Here is a 19,199-nt window from a genome sequence, read left to right on the forward strand (position 1 = left end):
GTGAAACAGACTCTATTAGTGACCGGCGCGGGCGGCTATATCGGTCAGGCTGTCGTGACACACGCCCTGCGCGCGGGCTACCACGTCAAAGCCCTCCTGCGTCCGGGCAAACTCCCTCCGGTCGCGCTGGAAAGCGCCGAGATTGTATATGCCGATCTTGTCGAAGACCCAGAAATCTTGACGCAAGCTCTCGTCGGGACAGACGCAGTCATCCACGCCGCGGGCAGTTTCAGCGCTGATCCGGTTTGCATGGCACGTAATACCGTCAAAGCCTCGGAATGTCTGGCCAAGGCCATGACCAACGAAGGGACAAGACGGTTGGTATTGGTCGGGTCCATGGCTGTGTATGACTATCAGGCGTCCCAGAATATTGACGAAAATGCATTATTAGAGCCTAATTTGGGCGGACGTGACGCATATTGCGCCGCAAAGCTTCAACAGGAGCAGGCTTTGCAAACCTTCACATCTCTTGACCTCCGCATCTTACGGGTCGGGGCTGTCTGGGGGCCCGACCGTTTGTTCAATGCCCATCTTGGCGTTTCCTCGGGACCGGCCATGTTCCGGCTTGGGTCAGCTGGCGAAATCCCAACCTGCCATATCGACACCTGTGCAAGCGCTCTCGTAGCCTCCTGTGCTGCCCCCGATGGCCCGATGATCGTCAACGTGCTGGATGACGACCGCCCAACCCGTGACCGGTACCTTGCCGCAGTCCGCGCTTGCGGCTGGCCAAAAGTGGTTGTCCCCCTGCCACTGGCCCCCTTGCGCCTGATGGCGCGGCATCTGCCCACATCGCTACGGCGCGTTGGCCTTCTACAACCTGCCACGCTGGCGGCCCGCTTTGGCGCCACGACATTCTCCAACAAACGGCTACACGAACGCCTTGAAGGCGTCACAATGGTCGCGTTTGAACACGCCATGAGCCAAGCCATCGCCAACACACGCGGGCCAGAGGCATGACCGTCTCGAAACCCTGCAGCCGGATCGCCTATCTGACAGGCGAATATCCCCGCGCCACGGATACTTTCATCCAGCGCGAGGTTGCGGCATTGCGCGCGCTGGGTCACGAGGTGAAAACCTGCTCCATCCGGCGCACGAACGCCGAACATCACGTGGGACCCGAGCAAAAGGCCGAGGCCGCCGCCACATTCCATGTGCTCGCAGCTGCGAAGAACCCTTTGCATCTCTTCAAGTGCCACCTGCTGATGCTGTTGGCCTCACCCGCAGGCTATGGCCGTGCGCTATGGCTCGCGATCCGCACCGCTCCGGCAGGCCTGAGGGCGCTGCTCTATCAGCTCTTCTATTTCGCCGAGGCCGCCGTTCTGGCCCAGCATCTGAAATCACACAAGATCGACCAACTACACAATCACATCGCAAAATCCAGTTGCACGGTTGCGATGCTGGCCTCTGCCCTGTCTGGTATCCCTTACAGTTTCACGCTGCACGGTCCGGATATCTTTTTTGCGCCTGAACACTGGCGTCTGGACAAGAAGATCGAAACCGCCAGCTTTGTGGCCTGCATCAGTCATTTCTGCCGCGCACAGGCGATGGCGTTTTCTGATCCGGCGCACTGGGGCAAGCTGCATATCGTCCACTGTGGCGTAGACCCCCAGCGATACAATTTCGAAGAGACTGCGCCCGCCATTGGTAACATCCTGTTCGTGGGACGACTGGCTGGAGTCAAAGGGGTCCCTCTGCTTCTGGATGCTGTGCAAGACCTGCGCCAAACCTACCCGACGCTTACGGTCAAATTGGTCGGTGACGGGCCCGAGCGCGCAGCGATTGAAACAAAAGCACACAAGATGGGTTTGGCCGAAACGGTGGAATTCCTCGGCTATCAATCGCAAGACTCGGTAGCTGAATTGCTCAAAAACACCGACATGCTCGTCCTGCCCAGCTTTGCCGAGGGCGTGCCTGTGGTCCTAATGGAGGCCATGGCAGCACGACGGCCTGTTGTCACGACACGTATCGCAGGGGTGCCCGAATTGGTTGAGGATGGCGTTTCAGGGCATGTCGTTGCGGCTGGGGATCTTGATGCTCTGAAGTCGGCGATCTCGAAAGTGCTAGACAACCCGGAACACGCGCAAACGATGGGTGAGGCTGGGCGCACGAAAGTCGTCGCCGAATACAGCAACCTGGCAGAAGCGGAATGGCTAAGTGAGTTGTTCGAGGGCTATGTGTCTTGCGCTCCGCCAAACACGCTGCGCCCTGTTTCGGAGAGCAACAGATGAGCGGAAGCGTGACGGTTGTCGTGATCGGGCGGAATGAAGGGCAGCGGTTGGTAGCCTGCCTCGCCTCGCTTTCTGCACAGGACGTGGCCATCATTTATGTCGACAGCGGATCAACCGACAACAGTATCGAAGAGGCGCGCAAGGTCGGTGCCACGGTAGTTGATCTGGACACTTCGGTGCCTTTCACCGCCGCGCGCGCGCGTAACGCCGGCGTAGATGCCCTACGCGAGGCCGGATTGCCAGACTATATCCAGTTCATCGACGGCGATTGCAGCGTCGAATCCGGATGGATCAGCCACGCCCGGCTTGCATTGGATACGCATCCCGAAATGGGTATCGTGACCGGCTGGCGGTCGGAAATCTATCCGACCCAAAGCATCTACAATGACCTGTGCGAGTTCGAATGGCATCGCCCTGCCGGCGATATCGAGGCATGCGGCGGTGACATGATGGTGCGCAGCACCGCGTTTGAGCAGGTAGGGGGATTTGATCCCACCGTGATCGCTGCCGAGGATGACGAGTTCTGTGTAAGGGTGCGCGCGGCAGGCTGGCGCGCACATCGCCTGCCGCAATCCATGACACGACACGACGCTGCCATGACACGGTTTGGCCAATGGTGGCAGCGTGCCGTGCGCAGCGGCCACGGCTTTGCGCAAGTGGGTTTCCTGCATCCTGAGTATTTCGTGCCCGAACGTCGCCGCGTGTGGCTTTTCGGGGCGGTCCTGCCCTTGCTGTTCGTTCTGGGCCTGCTGTTCTCTGGCATTTTGACCTTGGCCGTGCTTGGCGCTTACATCCTGTCGTATTCAAGGACCGTGAAGGGCCTGACGGCTCAGGGGCTGGAGCCTGCCCGCGCACGCCACCATGCGGTCTTTCTTTCCCTCTCGAAGTTTCCGAACTTTCTGGGGATGATGACCTTTTACTGGCGGCGCTACAAAGGGCGCAGCATGAGAATTATCGAGTACAAATAGAAAAACCGGCGTCTGAAAGATGTACAAAATGAACAAAAATCGTATTCGCACTGCCATTGTGGGGGCAGGTTACATCGCTGACTGGCATGCAGACGCCATCAAGGCCACCCGCGGTGTTGACCTTGTTGCAGTTTGCGACAGGTCCGCCGCCGCTGCCACAGCCATGGCGGAAGCCCGGGGTGTTCAAGCCTTTACCGATCTTCAAGACATGCTGGAGGCCGGGGTTTGCGATGCAGTTCATATTCTCACGCCACCGGACTCTCACAAACCTTTGGCCAAGCAATGCCTCGCGGCCGGGCTACACTGCCTTGTCGAGAAGCCCGTCGCACTGTCGGCTGATGATGCGCGTGACATGGCGGCAACGGCAGCAGAACATGGTAAGCTTCTGGGGTTTGGGCATAATTTCCTTGGTATTCCCGCATATGAGCGCCTCAACAAAACTATCTCCGAAGGCAAGTTGGGGCGGATCGCAAATGCCGAAATCAACTGGCACTTCCCGCTTGGGCCGTTGCGGTCTGGGCCTTTCGGTCTGTGGTTGCTACGGGAAACGCGCAATCTCTTGCTGGAACTCGGCCCTCATCTCTTTGCCTTTGCCGTCGACCTGTTTGGGCCACTCGAGATTATCTCGGTTAATTCTGGCAAGGTAATCCAACTGCCAGCGGGTGAGTCCCGCCCCCAAAGCTGGCGCATTCTGGCACGCGCCGGTGACGTCGATGTCACGCTGAACCTGTCGCTGGTCGAAACCTATGACGACCGTTCGGTGATCGTGCGCGGGTCAAGTGGCATGGCGCGCCTAGACTTTGCGAATGACGTTCTGAACTGTGCATATGATAACACAACCGACATTGTGATTAACCCACTGATGAAGCAGTTGGCGCGCGCGGGATCCAATGTCGCGGCGGGGGTGTCAAACTTTGGAAAACAACTGGTTTCGCTCAATCGCAAGTCGCCCTACGCATTGAGTTTTCAGGGAACACTCAAAGCTTTCTATAGTGCGATCCGCAATGATGCCCCACTCGACGCCCGCTTTGCGCCGGTCAGTGGCGTGAACGTCATGCAGGCCATTGATGATTGTCTGGCATTGCTGCCGGAAGAGCCTTTGTTGGTACGACCTTCGGGCACTCCGTCGCCCGACGTGCTTGTCATTGGTGGTACCGGCTTCATCGGGCGGGCGCTGACCCGCCGCATTGTCGCATCAGGTCGGGATGTAAGGGTTCTGAGCCGTGGAAACGGTGGGCCATTTGACGACATTTCAGACCATGTTGAACTTTTTTCAGCGTCGCTTTCCAGTGCCGAAGCTCTGGATCGCGCTATGGAAGGTATCAAAACGGTTTATCATCTGGGCAAATCGCTTGACGCAACATGGGAAGCGGCGCTTAAAAACGATGTGGGCACGACGGTTACAATAGCCGAAGCTGCGCTGCGTGCCGGTGTCCACCGCTTCATCTACACTGGCACCATTGCGTCTTATGACATGTCGGATCCGGAAAATGTCATTACTGAAGCCACGCCATTAGATCAGGACATGACCGACAGAAACCTCTACGCGCGGTCAAAAGCTGAATGTGAGGCACGGTTGCTGAAACTGCATAAGGAACGCGACCTGCCCCTTGTGATCGCTCGACCCGGGATTGTGGTTGGACCCGGCGGCCCTCTGCAACATTGGGGAATAGGGCGCTGGCACGGGGCCGGCGCGGTGCGCATTTGGGGGCGAGGCCATCATAACCTACCCTTTGTTCTGAACGACGACGTCGCTGATGCCTTGATCCTGATGGCAGAGAACGAAGCAGCAATTGGGGACTCGTTCAACCTGATCGGAGAGCCAATGTTCACCGCACGGGGGTATTTCGACGCGATACACGAGGCGCTGAATGCGAGGATCAAGGTCGTGCCAGGCAATCTGACCCTGTTCTATCTGACGGATGGGGTGAAGTTTTTCCTCAAGAAGTACGTATTGCGGAGATACGGGATCAGCCGTCCATCCTTGGCCGATTGGAAATCGCGTGCGCATTATGCGCAATTCGACAATAGTCACCCCAAAGAGGTTCTTGGGTGGCGCCCCGAAATGGACCGGACAAAGTTTGTCGAACAGGCTATCAAACAGGCAAACCTGTTCGGGTTTTGAAACCACTTCAAGCAGCGGGGCAGATGTCCGGCTGGCTGGAACGTTGAGAATGCGGATGCGTAAATGAGCGATGATGATTTCATAGAAGATCACGAAATGCCGGACAATCTTCCCGCGGTGCAGGATCCTCTTGAGGTTTGGAGGTATTTGCAGCGCGTGCCATTTGACCTCGATTTGTTGGACAAGAACCACATCGTCACGGCCAAACGCACACATGCCGCGAACCGGACATTCGACATGCTTCGGACCAGATTGTTGCAAACTATGAAAGAACAAGGTTGGAAGCGAGTCGCGATCACATCGCCCACAAACACTTGCGGGAAAACCTTTGTAGCCGCCAACCTTGCGGTTTCATTGTTGCGGCTGGACGAAGTCTTCACGATGTTGATCGACTTGGATCTCCGCAATCCCGGTTTGGCGGATATGTTCGGTATCAAACCCAAAGCGTCGATGCAGAAATACCTCGAAGGTCGGATCGACCCGCAAGAGTTTTATCTCGCACATGGGCGAAATCTTGGGTTGGGATTGGCCGGTGCACCTGCGGACAATGCCTCGGAACTCTTCCAATCTACGATGACCATGGATGTTCTCGACGAGATGGAGGATTTGTTCTGTCCAGACGTGATGCTGTTCGATTTGCCACCGGCGCTGGAACATGATGATGTTCTGGCTTTTCTACCAAAGGTGGACGCGGTCCTGCTGGTCGTGGGCGGTGGCGTGTCCACGACGGAAGAAATTGAGCGGGTCGAATCCCTGATCGCAGGGATCAAACCACTTGCAGGAATCGTTATGAATAAAGCCGAGGGCGGTATCTCACTCTGATTTCGGCCCTGCCTTGCGTCCGTGCCTGTCTTGATACGGGGGGGCGGTGCGATTGCGATAATGCACCGTCAACTCAAGCGGTGTGTCATTTTCATCGTAAATCCCGATAACAACGCCCGTGCCGCGATTACCCCGCATCTGCCGCAGTTGCTCTGCCGACCGGGTCGTGCGCTGAGATGGACGACGTGCCCACGCAAAAAGCTTGTCATACATGTCGCTGATCACGCGCGAGTATTCTGGATCATCGCCCAGATCATTCAGCTCTTCCGGATCACTCTCGAGATCAAACAGAATGGGTCGATAGCCTCCCTCGCAATGGATCAACTTCCATTTCTTGTCGGCAACCATGAACATCACCGCCTCGCGCACGTCCACGTCCATCAGCGCGGCGATCGGCGAGGCGCTATAGTCATATTCACAGATGACATAGTTGCGCTTTGTCCGGTTTCGGGCCCCGTGTAGAATGGGAAGCAAGCTCTCCCCTTCAAGAACGTGATCCGCGACCTGTCCTCCGGCAACTTCGACGAAGGTCGGAGCAAGGTCGATGCTCTCGACAAGGGCATCGCACACGGTTCCGCGCGTCGCGTCCGCCTCGGGCGAGGGGTCATAAATGATAAGGGGCACCTTGGTAGAGGTATCATGGAAGAAGGTCTTCTCGCCCATCCAGTGATCGCCCAGAAAATCGCCATGGTCAGACGTGAGTACGATCATGGTATCTTCCATCTTTCCCGTATCCTCGAGCCACTTGAACAGCATACCCATCTGGTCGTCCGCCTGTTTGATCAACCCCATATAGGCGGGGATGACCGCCTCACGAACGTGGTCCTGGCTAAAGGCCTGCCCAACCTTGGTGCCCATAAATGCCTTCAGGACCGGGTGGGCGTCATCAAATTCCGACCGGGACCTAATCGGAGGCAAAACATGCTCTGGCCCATACATTGACGCATAAGGCTCGGGCACAACATAGGGCCAGTGCGGCTTGATATAGGAAAGGTGGCAACACCACGGTCCTTTGGCCTGTTTGATGAAGTCGATCCCACGCCGGGTTAGATAAGGCGTTTCGCTGTCGTCTTCCTCAATATTTGCAGCATACGCAGAGTTTTTCAGAAACCATCCCGAAAGAACATTCCCGTCCTCGTCGAGGCCGGAGTTCGCAAAGTCATGCCAGGGGTTGTCGCTGTCATACCCGTGTTCGCGCAGATACTCGTTATATGCCTTTGCGCCGCCCGGATCATACATCCCGTCAGGGCCTTCGGGGCGCATGCCGTCATCGCGTTCAAAGACATCAAATCCACATTCCGCAACACGTGCGCCGATCAGGCTGTCCGGTTCCAAACCCAGCCGCGCCATCCCTTCGGCATCAGCGCGCATGTGGGTTTTCCCCACCAGCCAGCATCCCATACCCGCCGCACGCAAATGATCGCCAAGGGTTTGCTCGCCCACTTTCAGGGGGATACCGTTCCAGCTCGCGCCATGACTGTGCACGTAGCGCCCCGTGTAGGTCGACATACGCGAAGACCCGCAGATCGGCGATTGGATATAGGCTCGAGCAAACCGCACCCCACGCTTGGCAAGCCTGTCAATATGCGGCGTTTCCAGATGGGGATGCCCATAACAGCTCAGATAATCCCACCTGAGTTGATCAAACATAATGAATAAGACATTCTTGGCTTTGGCCATCTCACATCCCTGTCGGCTTTGCTAAACATGTTCAGCATCAGGGTAGTAAGCGAACCCGCGAAGGTCACGAAAAACTTTCAGTAATCAAACCGGAAGAACGCGCCAATCCCCGTGTTAGACTCTGAATCGACGCTGCCTTTGACGGTAAAGCTGTCTGTAACATCAAGGTTCAGGTTGATGGTGCTTTCACCTTTCGCACCAACAGTAATGTCGGTGTAGATGTTTTCGTTGATGTACTTTCCGGCACGTAGACCTGCGTTGCCTTCGTCATCGGTGGTAATGCCAAAGTCGTCCAACCCACCCGCATTGCGCGTTCCCAACAAAGCACGTTGCCCGGTGCCGGACAGTGTGGCCGCAGCCGAGGCGAGTTGCGCCGCCTGAACGGCGGAAATGTTGGATACACCTTTTCCGAACAGCAAATGCGATAGCATTTCTTCTTCGGGCAATTCAGGGTCTGATGTCATGTCCAGTTGTGGATTCGCGGCAGATCCGGAAACGACAATGTCAAAATCTGTATCACCAGACCGCGTCTCTGCCACGATCCGCATATCCGGAACGAAGCTTCCCGCCAGACGTATGAACCCTTCGGTCAATTCAAACTGCTTCCCAAGAAAGGCCAGCCGCCCGCGCATGAGATCGAATTCACCGTCCGTAGAGATGTTCGTACTCGTCCCCACTACGTCCAGCCCACCTTCGAAATCCGCATGAAGCCCAAGCCCATCCACTACGATCCGTTCGGCTGCACGTACAGAGATATCAAGATCAACCTGAGTTCCCGAGGGTTGTGAATCACCTTCGGATTCTTCGACGACAAGATTGGCAAATTTGCGGGTCTGGAACACGGCGCCGGGTTCATTTACGTGACCCACCTCAGGAACGGCACCAGCCCCACCCAGCGCAGAGGTAGACAGGCGCACCTGCGTTCCATAAAGCCCGATATCTCCGGCGACTGCGGGCCGTGACGCCAGGGGACCGGAAACCTGTATACCGCCATTGAGCGTCGTGCTGAATAGGCTGCCCATCTGGAAAATGAGCTGATTGAGCGCAATGTCGAGGTTTGAGGCAAACGGCGCCACCATATCCACCCCGCCAGTCACACTGATCTGACCGCCATAGCGTCCATTGGTTGAAAGGCGCATATCTGCGCGGCTGTTGGCGATATCTACGCGCGTCGCAATATCCGAGAGAACGAACTGCAATTCAGGCAGAACGAACTGCGCCCCGGCTGTTGAAAGACTTCCCGTCAAACTCTGAACAGTCGGAGGGCCCGTCAAGGCCAGATCAAAGTCGACGTTTCCTTGTACCGAATTTGGTCTGAGCGCCGAATTGGCCAGAGCAAGCGGCAGCGACCCGTTTGCAACCAGATCAGCCTTCTGGAAATCTTGGGACACGGTACCGCTTACCCGCGCATTTGCACCGATTGATCCTTCCAGCGCGACTTGAACATCCCAAGCGTCTGCCGTCTGCGCCACATCTGCATCCATCGTTGCGGATCCCGGCAAGCCTGGAACAAGGGTAGAGACATTGCCGATCTCCGCATCGAGAGTCGCAGCCAACGCCCCGGTCTCATCGCCAGTCAGTCGAGCGGACAATACCGTATCGCCCGGGGCAGTGGCATCAACCTGTGCCCGTAGACCTGCGGGTGATTGCTGCAACCGCCCTTCGACAGCGGCAGGTCCGGAAATATCCGGCACCAGAAGGGCTGTGTCAGCAAGCGCAGCCTTAAATTTGAGGTCACCATTCTGGCTATTGAGGGTGCCGTTTGCATCGGCTGTAACGTTTTCAGCCTCGAGCGACGCTTGCCTCAAAGTGATCCCTGTCGCATCACGCTTTGCCGAGACCAGCACACGGCTTTCACCTGCCGCCAGAGCATCGACCTGTGGAATGCCCACACCAAGATCTTTGGAGATGGCAGAAAGCGTTACATCAAACGCCCCAGCCAAGAGCGACAGATTGCCCGAAAGCTCGGTAGAGACGGCCCCCTTGAGGTCGCGTTTGGCGATCTTGGAGAACCCGGACAGTTCATCAATCCGTGCTTTTGCCTGTCCCTCAACGGCAAGATCCTGCCCGCTTCCAGACAGCTCTGCCGTCGCGGTGGCCTCCAATCCTTCTGCATTCAGCGAGAGCTCCTCAACAAAAAGCGGCCCGCCCTTTTGCCACGAAAGCTCTGTGTCAAAGTTCAATGCGCTACCCAAAGCCTCTCGCAGACCTTCATCCGCCGTTTCAATGCCCAGAATATCCGCCGAGACCCGCGCAGTGATGCTGGGCACATCGCCCAAAAGAATATCCCCCGAGCCTTCTAGGTCGGCGGTATCGAATTGTAGGGACGCCTGATCGAACCCGTTAATGCGACCGCGCAAGTTCCATGTATCGGCTGACAGTTGGTTATATGTCGCGATCAGCCGTGCGCTTGAAAGGCGGGTTTCTTCGCCAGGAAGCGGCAGCAATACAGGCGCGCCATCGGCGGTTGCCATGTTGATATCAAGGTTGAAACGGCTGGGCATCTTATCTGGCGCAAGGGCCAGATCACCCTTGACCGAAAAGTGTGCGGTTTGGAGCAACAGTTGATCCAGACGCACTCGCCCATCTGCCATGGACCTGACAACCGACGTTATCGAGACATTTTCACCGAAGAAATCTTGGTACTGCGGCGCAAACAACGGTGTGACGTCACCTTGAAGATCTATGGAAAAGACGCGCATCGGGTCAACAAGCGGCGCTCCCTGCGCCGGCGTGGGCTGGTCAGGGTCCGCAACAACATTTATCGCCACAAAGCCCGCAAGACGCTCTTCATCGTTCGTCTTCAATTCAAGGCGCGCAACATAGTCTTCAAGCTCGCCTTCGCCCTTTATCGAGAACTCGAGAGAGGGACGGTCAGGCAGGTTCGCAAGATTTGCGATGATCCCGTCTTCCGCCTCTTGCGCAAAGAGATCGATTTTCAACAAGCGCGTGGCGTTGCTGAAGCCTGCATCCAAATCGAAAACACCGTCATGCCCATCCGTCCGGTTGATCTCAAACCTGGCCAATCCATCACCTCCGGCAAGGGAAAACGCACCTCCCACTGTGAAGGTTGCATCGGTGCCAATGATATCCTCGCCCAGAAACAGAGAGTCGGCCTCAAGCGCCCCGATATTGATACTCACCGGGAGTTCGGGCAACGCAAAGGGCGTGGCTTCTGGCGAGGTGGGGGCCGGTTCTGTTTTGGGCAACCGGGGTAACAGAATTTTCGAAGCCCGCAATTCATTGACCTGAATATCCCCTCGCAAAATAGAGGCTCTGTTCCAGTCCAGAACGGCATCTTCCAAGGTCAACCAAACGCCATCCGCATCGGAAATCGTCATGCTTTCCATTGTGACCGTGGAACTCAGGGCGCCTTTGAATCCTTCTATGACGACTTCGCGCCCCCCGCCTGAAAGAGCGTTTTCCAAAAATCTGGTAATACGGCTTTTGTCATCCTCAGCCTCCTGAGCTGACACGACCAATGGTGCAATTATGAAGGATATGAGCAGAAGCCAACGCATCAAAAGGCCTGTCCAATCCCGACATATAGCTGGAGCCCGTCACCGGTGTTTCCCGAGACAGGCGCAGCAAGGTCGATCCGCACCGGCCCGAAATCCGTGTGATAACGGAACCCAAGGCCCGCGCCGGAATGGGTATTGCCACTTCCCTCAAAGTCACTCGTCTCGCCAACAAAACCGAAATCGTAGAAGGCCACCAAAGACATCGCGGCGCGGAACCTGTAGCGCACTTCGCCCGAGACCGTGAAATAAGACAAGCCACCACTGGTGATCCCACCGACGGTCACGTTGTTAGATTGATACGGTTGCCCGCGCACGCTTCCGCCGCCGCCGGTATAGAACAGCATGTCTGGTGGAGTGGTCGCTCGCGTCGGGCCGATGATGGATCCGAACTGAAACCGGCCCGCAAAGGTCACACCCGAGTTTCCGGGTGTAAAGAACGCCCTTGCGTCCCCCTCTATATAGGTTCCTGAAGCACCCTCCATGAAATCCGTGAAAGGCATCACGGTGCCACGCAGATAATAGCCACTGGTTGCATCAAGCTGGTCGTTGCGCTTGTCCCAAGTGATCATACCCGGCACACCGAATGTCGAGAACTGTCTGTTTCCGAAATCATCCCGCACATTGCTTCTTTGATAAAGCAAACCGGCGGCGACCTGAAATTCGTCTGAAATGACCCGCGTGAACGTAAAGGCAGCTTCGAATTGTTTCATGAAATAGAAAGGATCGTCGATCTGGCTTGCTTCGATCCGAAAGGCGACTTCGCTATCTGCATTGAACGTGGCGGGCCGGACAAGTTCTGCACTCAGAATATAGTCAATGCCGCCAGTCTGCGCACCAATCCCTGAAATCTCACCTTCAAGCCTCAGGCGTTCTGCACCCCCGAAAATGTTTCTGTGAATCCAGTAGGTCGACACGCTCAAACCATCGCGCGACTCAAGTTCCGCTTCGAAAGCGATCCGCCTAGGTTTCTCGTCCGTGACCGCAAGATCAATGTCTAGAGTACCGTCCGGGTTGGGATCGTCGGCTTCTGCAATCGTCACCGAACGGAATGCGCCAGTGCGATGCAGTCTCTTTCTGCCATCCTCAAGATCTTCGGGATCAAAAGACTCGCCTGAAGGCAAATCCATGAGTGCGCGTAGCCTGCTCTCGCGGACGTAACTTTCGGAGCTTATGGTCAGATTGCCAAACCGCAGGAAAGGACCGGGGTTCATATCAATATCAACGTCCAGCGTGCTTTGTTTATGGTTCGCTGTCAGACGTTGCCCCGCCACTTCGACCTTGGCATGGCCAGCCGCCCGCCACGCCTGAAATGCACGTGTCGTCGCGTTTGTGATGATTGATGTTCTGGCTGGTTTGCCCGGAGCAAAACCTTCTGGCAGATCGGTTTCGGGCGCGAGGGGGGACACATCAGTCCGGTTAAATTGAAAAGGGCTGCCCGGCGTGACGTCTACCTGGATTTTTGAAACTGCAGTGACCCGCTGAAACGGCGGCAATGTGGCGGCCTCTCGGCCATCCACGAAGACATGTATGCGAGGCCCGAAAAAGCCCTCTGAATAAAGCACAGAAATCAGACGGCGGTACTCTGCCTGCGCATTCGCGATGATTTCCTGCACATCCGTCACGTTGTCTCGCTTGGCGGTTTCAAGCAAAGAGGCATTCTGCAAAGATTTCAGAAGATCTTCCGAGGCCGTGCCTGTCCACACAAGCTCGAACGCCCGAGCAGAATTAGAAACGCCCGCGAAAACCAGCAAAACAATAAATGCCAGGTTGATTTTCAAACTGCTCAGTTTGCCATTCTTCATCAAGGTGACGTGCTCAACTGCTCTGGGTATGGGCAAATCGTATGTCTTTACGCAGCAATCTAGGCCACATGAACCCTCAAAGCCATAGAAACAATCACTGCGCGCGTAACCTCGATACAAAATGCCCAAATTTGAGAGAAAAGCGCCTTTCTTCCAAGTTGGGGCCCAGAGGTGCCTTAGGAGTTTGGAAACTTCTCACCCGTACTCCTTGTACTGGGTGAGTAATAGGTGGTGAAAATGAGTGGGTCGACAAACGTCGCACCAGTCATCATCAAACGCAAAAAGACTGTCAAAGGCGAAGGTCACCACGGTGGTGCCTGGAAAGTCGCCTATGCCGACTTCGTAACGGCAATGATGGCCTTTTTCATGTTGATGTGGCTGTTGAACGCAACAACCGAAAAACAACGCAAAGGAATTGCCGACTACTTTAGTCCAACAGTGCCGATCAACCGGATATCCGGTGGGGGTGAAGGTATGTTCGGAGGCAGCAATGTGTTTGAACAACAACTGCTTGCGCGCAATGGGCGTGGCGGTCTTCCGTTTAAAGGTGAAGAAACAGGTCAACCGGCACAGCGCACCGTAGATCAGGAACAGCAAGACGCCGAGGCACAGAAATTCGGGGAAGTGGAGGAATTTCTGCTTGGGAATGGCGGGGAAAGCCTCATCGACCAAAACTCTTTCAAGCATGTTACATCTCGCCTAACAGACGAAGGGTTGGTCATCGAACTTTTCGACAGGGAGGGCAGCCCGCTGTTTGTCTTTGAGGGCGACGCGCCAACCCGGCTTTTGGTTGATCTCATCCGCACGGTGGCACGTGCCTCGTTGATTGTTCAAAACAACATCGCCGTAGAGGGGCATGTCGCTGCCGAACCAGTGGTGCGCGCGGAAAAGGCAGTTTGGCCCTTGTCGGCAAGACGTGCGGAAAGCGTCCGGAAACTTCTCGAAGCGCATGGCATCTCTCCAGACCGGATGCAGCGCGTCACCGGCCACGCGGACAAAGAACGCAAATTTCCCGACCCGCTGGATGCAAGGCACAACAGAATCGAGGTCATTCTGCTGCGCAAGCAATAGCCCAAAAATCTGGAAGATTTTAGTTGTTAGCCGCCTGTTAAGTCAGCCGCGCCTAGGTGTTGTACCAAATCGAATTGGTACTGCAGAAAGGCGTGTCCATGACCATTTCCTCTTCTCTGAATGCCGGCGTCGCAGGCCTGGCGGCAAATGCCAGCAGGCTCGCGGCAATTTCTGACAACATCGCGAACTCCGCGACCTACGGCTACAAGCGGATGGAATCAGATTTCCATTCCATGGTCATTTCCTCTTCGGGCGGGAGCTATTCTGCTGGAGGCGTCCGGTCGACCACACAGCGCATCATTGACGAAAGCGGCGCCCTGGTCACAACCTCTAACCCCACAGACCTCGCTGTCAGGGGGCGCGGGATGCTACCGGTTGCCAGCGTCTCGGAAATGTCTGCTGAAAATGGAACCACCCAGATGCTTCTGGCGTCGACCGGGTCATTCCGTACCAATGCCGAAGGGTTCCTCACAACTGAAAGCGGCTTGGTTCTTCTGGGGTGGCCCGCAAACGCGGATGGCACGGTTCCCACCTATCCACGCGACACAAGCGATGGATTGGAGCCTGTGCAGATAAACGTAAACCAACTGACTGGCGAACCAACCACCCGGATGTCCTTGGGGGTAAACCTGCCCGCAACCGAGACCGGTGCAGGGGCGGATGGCGAGGTTCAGGAACTGTCGGTAGAATACTACGACAACCTTGGCACCTCTGAAAACCTCTTGGTCGAATTCGTTCCGACGGTGCCCGCCTCCGGGTCGTCGAATGAATGGACAATGCGCATTCGCGACTCGGCATCTGAGAACACTGTTGTGGGTGAATACACCCTCACCTTCGATGATTCTCGCGGATCTGGTGGCACACTTTCCAGCGTAACGGCTATGTCTGGTGGCACCTATGATCCTGCTATGGGCTCAATCATTGTCGATGTGGCCGGCGGACCAATGGAGATCAACATCGGTCAATTGGGTACAAACGATGGCCTGACCCAACTGTCGGATTCCTTTGCGCCTCTTCAAATCTCAAAGGATGGCTCACCGGTTGGGAACATGACATCAGTCGAAGTAGACTCGAACGGGTTTGTCCATGCGTTCTTTGACACCGGGATCACGCGGACGATCTTCCAGGTTCCTCTTGTAGATTTGCCGAACCCAAATGGGATGGTGGCAATGGACCACCAGACCTATCTGCCCTCTCCTGAAAGCGGGTCGTTCTTCCTCTGGAACGCTGGCGATGGCCCCACGGGTGATGTTGTGGCCTACGCACGGGAAGAGTCAGCAACAGATGTCGCGGGTGAGTTGACGGACATGATCCAAACACAGCGCGCTTATAGTTCGAATGCCAAGGTTATCCAGACGGTTGATGAAATGTTGCAGGAAACAACAAACATCAAACGCTGATTTACACACTTCCGAGAAAGGCTGATCGATGAGTATTTCAAACGCCCTCGCCAATGCGCTAAGTGGGCTTTTAGTATCGTCAAAAAGAGCCGAACTGGTATCCGCCAATGTCGCAAACGTCATGACCGAAGGTTTTGCGCGGCGGGAACTTAACGTAGAAGCCACGAATCCGGCTGGGGCTTCGGTCACCAGTGTCTCGCGCGTGGTCAATGAACAAACTATCACTGATCGACGCATGGCCGATGCCGATCTCGCCCATTCAAACACACTGCTTGCCTTTCACACAAAAGTTGAGAGTCTGATCGGTACACCGCTGGATGATCATTCCCTCTCCGCCCGTTTTGCAGACTTCGAAGCAGCTTTGGACATGGCGATAAGCAGACCGGATCTGGAAAATCGTCTTCAAGCGGTGTCGATCTCTGCCGACCGCATCGCAAGCAAGTTTAACAATGTTTCTGACGCAATTCAGGAGATGCGCAGAAACGCGGATGCTGAGGCAGCCAAACTTGTCTCCACCCTCTCCGAAAACCTGGATCGTGTTGCCGAACTGAACCGGCTGATCATTGCCGCTGATGTCAACAACCACGACGCCGCCGCGCTCTTTGACCAAAGACAAACAGTGATTGATGAAATCGCTGAAATCGTACCGGTCCGCGTGGCGCGCCGTGACCATGGAGAAGTTGCGCTTTTTTCCCATGGGGGCGCAATCCTGCTCGATGGTGCGCCAGCGGAACTGGCATTCTCAAATACACCACTTGTTACCGCGCACATGTCGCAAGAGAATGAATTGCTTTCGGAGGTAATGTATCGCGGTCGCCCGGCAGGAGAGTCCCTCTCTGGAGGTGCTCTGGAAGCTGTTTTCAAGATCAGAGATGAGCTTGCACCCAAAATTCAAAACGAGCTGGACAAGGCCGCGCTTGATTTGTCTCTCCGCTTCCAGGACCCGAATGTCGACCACACTCTCGGACCTTCTCAAGCTGCGCTGTTTACCGACGAAGACGCGCGAGTATCAGAGATGAATGTCGTAGGGCTGTCCGGTCGTCTAAAGGTGAGCGCCTTTGTCTCTCGGGATGGCGCATTTGACGTCTGGAAATTGCGCGACGGTTTGGGAGCATTATCATCCGGTGAGCCCGGGCAAAATGCGCTACTTTCGGCGATGAAATCTGCTTTGCGCATTGATCGGGTTGCCGGCACGGCGTCTTTGGCAAGCGTCTTCGACTTGGCAGCAGGTTTGGAAACGAACGCTGCCTCAAACCGAATACAACAAGAAAAGACACAAGGATTTGCCTCCGCGAAACACACGCAACTAAAGGAAATCGAGCTGTCATATGGCGTCGACACCGACGCAGAAATGCAAAATCTCCTTGTGATTGAACAGGCCTACGCCGCCAACGCACGCGTTGTGCAAACGCTGGATGAGCTTATGGAAACACTTTTGAGAATGTGAGGTAAGAATGCAAAGCATTGGAAATTTGGCACAGCACCTCCTTCTACGCCATCAAAATAAATACCTCCGTACCGATGTGCTCTCAGCATCAAAAGAGCTGGCAACGGGTCTTTCCTCGGATCCCGCGCAGCACTTGGAAGGTAACTTTTCTGAACTTGCGAGTTTGCAACTTAACTTACGTCGCCTTGAGACATACAGCCTCAATGCCGGCGAGACGAAACTCACCTTAAATGCTGCAACAGCAGCCATCTCTTCGCTGAGTGATATGACCGGTGACTTGGCAAACAGGATTGCTAGCCTGAATGACACCATTTACGCGACAAGCGCCAAATCCATTTCTCATATGGCTCTGCAAAATTTTCAGTCGGCGGTCAACGCGCTCAATACCAACATAGCGGGAAAGGCGGTGTTTGCCGGTGCGCGGCTTGACCAGAATCCGCTACTGTCCGCCGATCAAATGCTGAGCGATGTCGCAGAATATGTCGCAGAACATGCCGACCCCGCGACTTTTGCGCAAACCGTGCAGGATTGGTTTATGTCGTCCGGAGGAGGGTTTGAAACCAACGGCTACAGGGGATCGATAACATCTGCTCAGCCGATTGAAGTCTCAGCGGAAGCTCGCATTGATTTCAACTTGCGCGCCAATGATGAAGCCTTGCGCGGAACGCTGGCGAACCTAGCCACTATCGCGCTGTTATCACAAGATTCGCACTCACTTTCATCAAAGGAAAGGCAACACGTCATTTCCCAAACGCTACCAAATCTGGTGGCAAGTCAAGAGAAACTCACAGAGCTTGAGGCGCTTTTGGGTGGTTCCATTGAGTACCTAGACCAAGCTATCGCCTCGAATGAATCCGCGCGCGCCGCATCAGAAATGGCAGTTACAGAAGCTCTATCAGTGGACCAATATGAAGCCGCCACTCGGTTGGAAGCAATAACCACCCAGTTAGAAAGCTTGTACCTGATCACGGCAAAACTGAACCGGCTTTCATTGATGGATTATCTCTCATGATACGCTTTGCACTTATATTCTCAGTCCTTTTGCCGTCCTCCCTGATGCTGGGAGGACCGGGAAATGCAGACCAGATACGCATTAAGGACCTAGTCGAAATTGATGGTGTGCGCGGAAACGACCTTGTCGGCTATGGTCTGGTGGTCGGCCTGAATGGAACGGGTGATGGTCTACGAAATGCGCCATTTACCGAAGAGATGATGTCAAATATTCTAGAGCGGCTCGGTGTCAACATTACCGGTGAACAGTTTCGCCCCAAGAACGTTGCTGCAGTGTTTGTAACAGCAACGTTGCCTCCTTTCGCGCGCGCCGGAAGCAAGATCGATGTCACTGTTTCGGCAATCGGCGATGCCAAAAGCCTGCTAGGCGGCACGCTCATCATGACGCCCATGAATGCTGCGGATGGACAAATTTATGCCGTTGCGCAAGGCACGGTGATTGCTGGCGGCGCCGAGGTCGAAGGCGAAGCAGCGCGCATTGTAAAGGGAGTTCCGACCTCGGGTTCGATCCCAGCCGGCGGGAGAATCGAACGCGAAGTGCAATTCTCATTTGAAAATATGGACGTACTACGGATTGCCCTGCGTGAACCAGACTTCACTACAGCCGCCAGGATTGAGCGTGCCATCAACCGCAGTTTTGGACGACAGGTCGCAATTATGACTGATCCGGGAACCGTGAGTTTGAGGATCGCCGCATCGAACATGCCATCAGTTGCGCACGCTTTGGAAAGAATTGAAAACCTGCTTGTTGAACCCGAAAGAAAAGCCAGGGTCGTGGTTGATCAACGTTCAGGAACGATCGTGATGGGGGACGATGTACGTATCTCAAGGGTCGCTGTTGCCCAAGGCAACCTTACCTTACGCATTGAGGAAGCGCCCATTGCTGTCCAGCCCAACCCCTTCGCAGACGGGCAAACAGTAGTTGTGCCACGTACCGGAGCAGAGCTTAACGAAGAGGAAGGCACTCAACTTGCAGAAATCCCCGCAGGCACATCGCTCAGCGAAGTCATTGAAGGGCTGAACGCTCTTGGCGTGCAGCCACGCGACATGATCGACATCTTGAAAACGATCAAGGCAGCAGGGGCATTGCATGCCGAATTCATCGTTCAATGATGCCAACGCCT

Annotated in this window: 13 protein-coding genes; 10 read left to right on the top strand and 3 right to left on the bottom strand. The window is 55.4% G+C overall.

Annotated elements, in window-relative coordinates:
* The 5 genes from WNE31_RS00885 (at position 1) to WNE31_RS00905 (ending at position 6,143) form a co-directional block, all read left to right on the top strand.
* On the top strand, positions 1-957 hold the full coding sequence (locus WNE31_RS00885) for an NAD-dependent epimerase/dehydratase family protein (RefSeq protein ID WP_349977695.1): 957 nt from the start codon (positions 1-3) through the stop codon (positions 955-957).
* Positions 954-2,228: a glycosyltransferase family 4 protein gene (locus WNE31_RS00890; RefSeq protein WP_349977696.1), complete on the top strand. Its 1,275-nt coding sequence runs from the start codon at positions 954-956 to the stop codon at positions 2,226-2,228. Before WNE31_RS00885 ends, WNE31_RS00890 begins: the two co-directional genes overlap by 4 nt.
* Complete coding sequence (locus tag WNE31_RS00895; RefSeq protein WP_349977697.1) at positions 2,225-3,196, top strand: glycosyltransferase family 2 protein; 972 nt, start codon at positions 2,225-2,227, stop codon at positions 3,194-3,196. The genes WNE31_RS00890 and WNE31_RS00895 overlap by 4 nt, the downstream gene beginning before the upstream one ends.
* Positions 3,197-3,224: 28 nt before the next feature.
* The gene (locus WNE31_RS00900) at positions 3,225-5,321 is read left to right on the top strand and encodes an NAD-dependent epimerase/dehydratase family protein (protein WP_349977698.1); all 2,097 of its coding nucleotides are present in this window, start codon (positions 3,225-3,227) and stop codon (positions 5,319-5,321) included.
* A gap of 63 nt (positions 5,322-5,384) precedes the next feature.
* The gene (locus WNE31_RS00905) at positions 5,385-6,143 is read left to right on the top strand and encodes a CpsD/CapB family tyrosine-protein kinase (RefSeq protein ID WP_349977699.1); all 759 of its coding nucleotides are present in this window, start codon (positions 5,385-5,387) and stop codon (positions 6,141-6,143) included.
* Here WNE31_RS00905 and WNE31_RS00910 read toward each other — a convergent pair.
* The 3 genes from WNE31_RS00910 to WNE31_RS00920 form a co-directional block, all read right to left on the bottom strand.
* A complete protein-coding gene (locus WNE31_RS00910) occupies positions 6,135-7,823 on the bottom strand; it encodes a sulfatase-like hydrolase/transferase (protein WP_349977700.1) in 1,689 nt (562 codons plus the stop codon). The genes WNE31_RS00905 and WNE31_RS00910 overlap by 9 nt on opposite strands.
* Positions 7,824-7,900: 77 nt before the next feature.
* Positions 7,901-11,164, bottom strand: coding sequence for a translocation/assembly module TamB domain-containing protein (locus tag WNE31_RS00915; RefSeq protein WP_349977701.1), 3,264 nt, complete (start codon positions 11,162-11,164; stop codon positions 7,901-7,903).
* Positions 11,165-11,343: 179 nt separating this feature from the next.
* Entirely contained in the window at positions 11,344-13,275 is a 1,932-nt protein-coding gene (locus tag WNE31_RS00920) for an autotransporter assembly complex protein TamA (RefSeq protein ID WP_349977702.1), read from the bottom strand.
* 108 nt (positions 13,276-13,383) lie between these two features.
* Here WNE31_RS00920 and WNE31_RS00925 point away from each other — a divergent pair, with 108 nt between their 5' ends.
* The 5 genes from WNE31_RS00925 (at position 13,384) to WNE31_RS00945 (ending at position 19,188) form a co-directional block, all read left to right on the top strand.
* On the top strand, positions 13,384-14,217 hold the full coding sequence (locus tag WNE31_RS00925; protein ID WP_349977703.1) for a flagellar motor protein MotB: 834 nt from the start codon (positions 13,384-13,386) through the stop codon (positions 14,215-14,217).
* Between the two features lie 98 nt (positions 14,218-14,315).
* Positions 14,316-15,617, top strand: coding sequence for a flagellar hook protein FlgE (locus WNE31_RS00930; RefSeq protein ID WP_349977704.1), 1,302 nt, complete (start codon positions 14,316-14,318; stop codon positions 15,615-15,617).
* A gap of 28 nt (positions 15,618-15,645) precedes the next feature.
* Complete coding sequence (flgK, locus tag WNE31_RS00935; protein ID WP_349977705.1) at positions 15,646-17,064, top strand: flagellar hook-associated protein FlgK; 1,419 nt, start codon at positions 15,646-15,648, stop codon at positions 17,062-17,064.
* Between the two features lie 7 nt (positions 17,065-17,071).
* Positions 17,072-18,076 carry a hypothetical protein gene (locus tag WNE31_RS00940; protein WP_349977706.1) on the top strand — a complete coding sequence of 335 codons (1,005 nt, stop codon included), beginning with the start codon at positions 17,072-17,074 and terminating at the stop codon, positions 18,074-18,076.
* Entirely contained in the window at positions 18,073-19,188 is a 1,116-nt protein-coding gene (locus WNE31_RS00945) for a flagellar basal body P-ring protein FlgI (protein ID WP_349977707.1), read from the top strand. The genes WNE31_RS00940 and WNE31_RS00945 overlap by 4 nt, the downstream gene beginning before the upstream one ends.
* Positions 19,189-19,199 lie beyond the last annotated feature (11 nt).

The sequence above is a fragment of the Shimia fortis genome, from assembly GCF_040225985.1.
Lineage (GTDB): Bacteria > Pseudomonadota > Alphaproteobacteria > Rhodobacterales > Rhodobacteraceae > Shimia.

Excerpts from the sequence above, each read along its gene's own strand:
- WNE31_RS00945 (WP_349977707.1), top strand. The coding sequence starts at position 18,073 with ATGATACGCTTTGCACTTATATTCTCAGTCCTTTTGCCGTCCTCCCTG.
- WNE31_RS00890 (WP_349977696.1), top strand. The coding sequence starts at position 954 with ATGACCGTCTCGAAACCCTGCAGCCGGATCGCCTATCTGACAGGCGAA.
- WNE31_RS00910 (WP_349977700.1), bottom strand. The coding sequence starts at position 7,823 with ATGGCCAAAGCCAAGAATGTCTTATTCATTATGTTTGATCAACTCAGG.
- flgK (WP_349977705.1), top strand. The coding sequence starts at position 15,646 with ATGAGTATTTCAAACGCCCTCGCCAATGCGCTAAGTGGGCTTTTAGTA.
- WNE31_RS00915 (WP_349977701.1), bottom strand. The coding sequence starts at position 11,164 with ATGACGATTTCCGATGCGGATGGCGTTTGGTTGACCTTGGAAGATGCC.
- WNE31_RS00940 (WP_349977706.1), top strand. The coding sequence starts at position 17,072 with ATGCAAAGCATTGGAAATTTGGCACAGCACCTCCTTCTACGCCATCAA.
- WNE31_RS00930 (WP_349977704.1), top strand. The coding sequence starts at position 14,316 with ATGACCATTTCCTCTTCTCTGAATGCCGGCGTCGCAGGCCTGGCGGCA.
- WNE31_RS00905 (WP_349977699.1), top strand. The coding sequence starts at position 5,385 with ATGAGCGATGATGATTTCATAGAAGATCACGAAATGCCGGACAATCTT.
- WNE31_RS00925 (WP_349977703.1), top strand. The coding sequence starts at position 13,384 with ATGAGTGGGTCGACAAACGTCGCACCAGTCATCATCAAACGCAAAAAG.
- WNE31_RS00900 (WP_349977698.1), top strand. The coding sequence starts at position 3,225 with ATGAACAAAAATCGTATTCGCACTGCCATTGTGGGGGCAGGTTACATC.
- WNE31_RS00895 (WP_349977697.1), top strand. The coding sequence starts at position 2,225 with ATGAGCGGAAGCGTGACGGTTGTCGTGATCGGGCGGAATGAAGGGCAG.